The sequence below is a fragment of the Pelovirga sp. genome, assembly GCF_059864205.1.
This window is the reverse complement of record NZ_JCBCBS010000060.1, coordinates 1-3,102: the sequence shown is the minus strand read 5'-3', so window position 1 is coordinate 3,102 and position 3,102 is coordinate 1. Positions and strand designations below refer to the sequence as shown.

Below are 3,102 nucleotides of genomic sequence, written 5' to 3'. Positions count from 1 at the left end.
ACATCAGTGCGCCCCTACGGAACAATGAACGGAACAATGAACGGAACAATGAACGGATGTGGTTTGGGCGTATGGATGGAAACCGGACATATGCAAATGCGGGCGCACATCAGTGCGCCCCTACGGAACAATGAACGTTTGGGACGTGGGCGTGTGGGATTTGGGTGCAAAACCCGGGCGCATGCAATGCGCCCCTACGGATGTTAAAATGACGGTGCGTAAAATCGGATGCGTATTTCGGGCGTATGTTCCAGGCACATTCAATGCGCGGGGCCTTTTTCTTTAACCAATGTCGGTAGTGATTTTTTATGAAATTTTCTGTACGTGACCTGTGGCGGTTTTTTGCCTCGGTTAAATTGGCTCTTTTTACCCTGTTTGTTCTGGCCGCTACCTCGATTTTCGGGACCTTCATCGATCAGAAAAAAACAGCGGATTTTTATATTGAGGAATATGGTCAGGCTCTTGCTGAGCTGTTACGCTTACTTGGCCTCACCAATATGTACAATTCCTGGTGGTTTATTGCCCTGTTGCTGCTTTTTGCCCTCAACCTGATCGTCTGCTCGATCGAGCGGCTGCCCGCGGTCTGGCGTACGGTTACCGGTCCTGTCGGCGACATGTCCCCGGAACAATTGAAAAAACTTGCCTGCAGTTTCACCGCAAAAAGTTCAAAGCCGGTAGAGCAGGTGGCTAAGAGCATTGAAAACATACTCAGTGATCAGGGGTGGAAAAACCCCCAGACGAGCAGCGTTGACGATACCTTCAGGGTGTCGGTACAGCGCGGCACATGGACCCGCCTGGCTGTGTACCTGGTGCATGCCAGCGTATTGGTGATTCTGGCCGGCGCACTGATCGGTGCTTTCTTTGGTTTTCAGGGGTATATTTTTCTTCCCGAGGGAAGGTCCAGCGACAGGGTTTTTTACCAGAAGGACGGATCACCGCTGTCGCTTGATTTTCAGTTTTATTGTGATCGTGCCGAAAAAAAGTTTTATCCCGACGGGATGGTCAGCGAATATCGGGCGGACATGGGGGTTCAGGATGCGCAACGGGGTGTATCATTCAATAAATCGGTGATTGTCAATGATCCCTTGAATTATCGTGGAATCAATTTTTATCTGGGGGATTTTTTCCCGATTGATGAATTTCTGGTGGTGATCAGTAACCATACGGACAATACCGAACAAGCCTTTCGGGTCGGGCCACAGATGGACATTGCCTGGCCTGAATCGGCGATTATCGCTCGTCTTGAGGATTTTACCCGTGGTGCTGATAATGAGATTCTCCTTGCACGGGTGACCCTCAGTGCTGACCCGCAAGAGGAACCGGCAGAGGTCTGGGTACGCAACAATAATTCCGCCGGAATAGAACATGCCGGTCAGCAGTTCAGTGTCAGTGTGAGTCAGTTGACGACGGTGCTGTTTCTCGTCAACAAGGATCCCGGAGTATGGGTGGTCTGGACCGGTTTTATCCTGCTGTGTATAGGCTTGTATATCTGTTTCTTTATGTCCCATCGGCGGGTCTGGGTCTGCCTGTCGACAACCGCAAAAGGATCGCGGGTGGTAGTTGGCGGCAGCAGCAATAAAAACAAGCCCGGTTTTGAAAAGGCTTTTAACAAGCTGACGGAACAGATAAACCAAGAACTTTAGAGGTTTTACCGGAGCCGGTATCTGTGATTTGAGCAGGCCGACATGAGGATTGGGGCCGTTTTTCTTGCGAACGTTTGACCAGGGGACAGGGTTGGTGACACCAATATTCCTCCATAAGACAGCAAGATTGACCCATCTGTTGGCGCTGGTTGCGATCCTGAGTGCAGGACTGCTGGCCTATAGCAACAGTTTTCAGGGTCCTTTCGTGCTGGATGATATATACTCTATTGTTCAAAATCCCGAGATCCGCAGTCTCGATGGTCCGCAGTTTAACAACCACCGCTATCTTGCCTACCTGAGTTTCGCCCTCAATTATCATCTGGGTGGTGTCGAGGTGTTCGGCTACCACCTGGTTAATCTGATCATCCACCTGACATCAGCTTTGCTGGTTTACCTGCTGCTGTGGCTGACATTCAGAACCCCCTACTTCAGGGCGTTGAGCATCTTTGAATCGGGCGCATGGGATTTGGGCGCACATTGGTGCGCAGAAAGCCCGGGCGCACATCGGTGCGCCCCTACAGTGGAATGGCTGGTTCCCCTGCTGGTGGCGCTGGTATTTGCGGTTCACCCGATTCAGACCCAGGCAGTCACCTATATTGTCCAGCGCATGACCTCAATGACGGCCATGTTTTATCTGTTGTCTCTGGCTCTGTACGTCATGGCCAGGCTGGCGATGCAGACCGAAAAAACGGAAGAGGCTTCAGCGCCTCCGGGCTGCGGGCGCCGGTTCTTGCTGCCGCTGGTCCTGTTGGCGGCTGCTACCCTGGCTGCGGTCGCGGCGATGAAGACCAAGGAGATTGCCTTTACCCTGCCTCTGGCCATTGTGCTATACGAGCTGTATTTTTTCCGGGGCGATTGGAAGAAGCGCTTTTTGTGCCTGGTGCCGCTGCTGTTAACCCTGCCGATTGTCCCGCTGACCGTCATCGGGGTGCACCAAGTGACCGATTCACCCGCGGTCGGCTTTTCTGTGGAGAATGCAGCAATATTTAGTGCCGGTGATTTTGATCGCTCTACCTACCTGCTGACCCAGTTCCGGGTGATTGTGACCTATCTGCGGCTGCTGCTGTTTCCGGTCAATCAGAATCTGGATTATCAGTATCCGGTCTATGATACTTTTTTTGTGCCGCAGGTCTTTCTTTCTTTTCTGTTTTTGTCCGGGCTGGTGGGGTTGGCGATCTATTTGTACCTGAAGTCTTCATTCCCTGTGTCTTTGGAACGGGAGTCAGAGGGCGTTGGCGTCGCGGAGGCGGGCGCACGTCAGTGCGCCCCTACGGATGGTTTGTGGCGGTTGGTGTCGTTCGGGATAGTGTGGTTTTTTCTGACCCTGGCGGTGGAATCGAGCCTGGTGCCGATCCAGGATGTGATTGTTGAGCATCGGCTTTATTTGCCTGGAATCGGTTTCTTTCTGGCTGTTACGGCGGGTGTTGCGCTCCTGGTGAAACGGCTCCCAACGGTGATG

The 3,102-nt window shown here is 52.4% G+C and carries 1 protein-coding gene and 1 pseudogene; both read left to right on the top strand.

Translation table 11 applies throughout. The annotated features are described in order from the left end of the window. Positions 1 to 308: 308 nt before the first annotated feature. Positions 309 to 1,643, top strand: coding sequence for a cytochrome c biogenesis ResB family protein (locus AC6F7T_RS03500; RefSeq protein WP_500716591.1), 1,335 nt, complete (start codon positions 309 to 311; stop codon positions 1,641 to 1,643). Between the two features lie 94 nt (positions 1,644 to 1,737). Next, positions 1,738 to 3,102, top strand: a pseudogene (locus AC6F7T_RS03495) (tetratricopeptide repeat protein); the annotation flags it as partial.

Bases quoted from the DNA above. Each gene is read 5' to 3' on its own strand.
- AC6F7T_RS03500 (WP_500716591.1), top strand. From the start codon at position 309: ATGAAATTTTCTGTACGTGACCTGTGGCGGTTTTTTGCCTCGGTTAAA.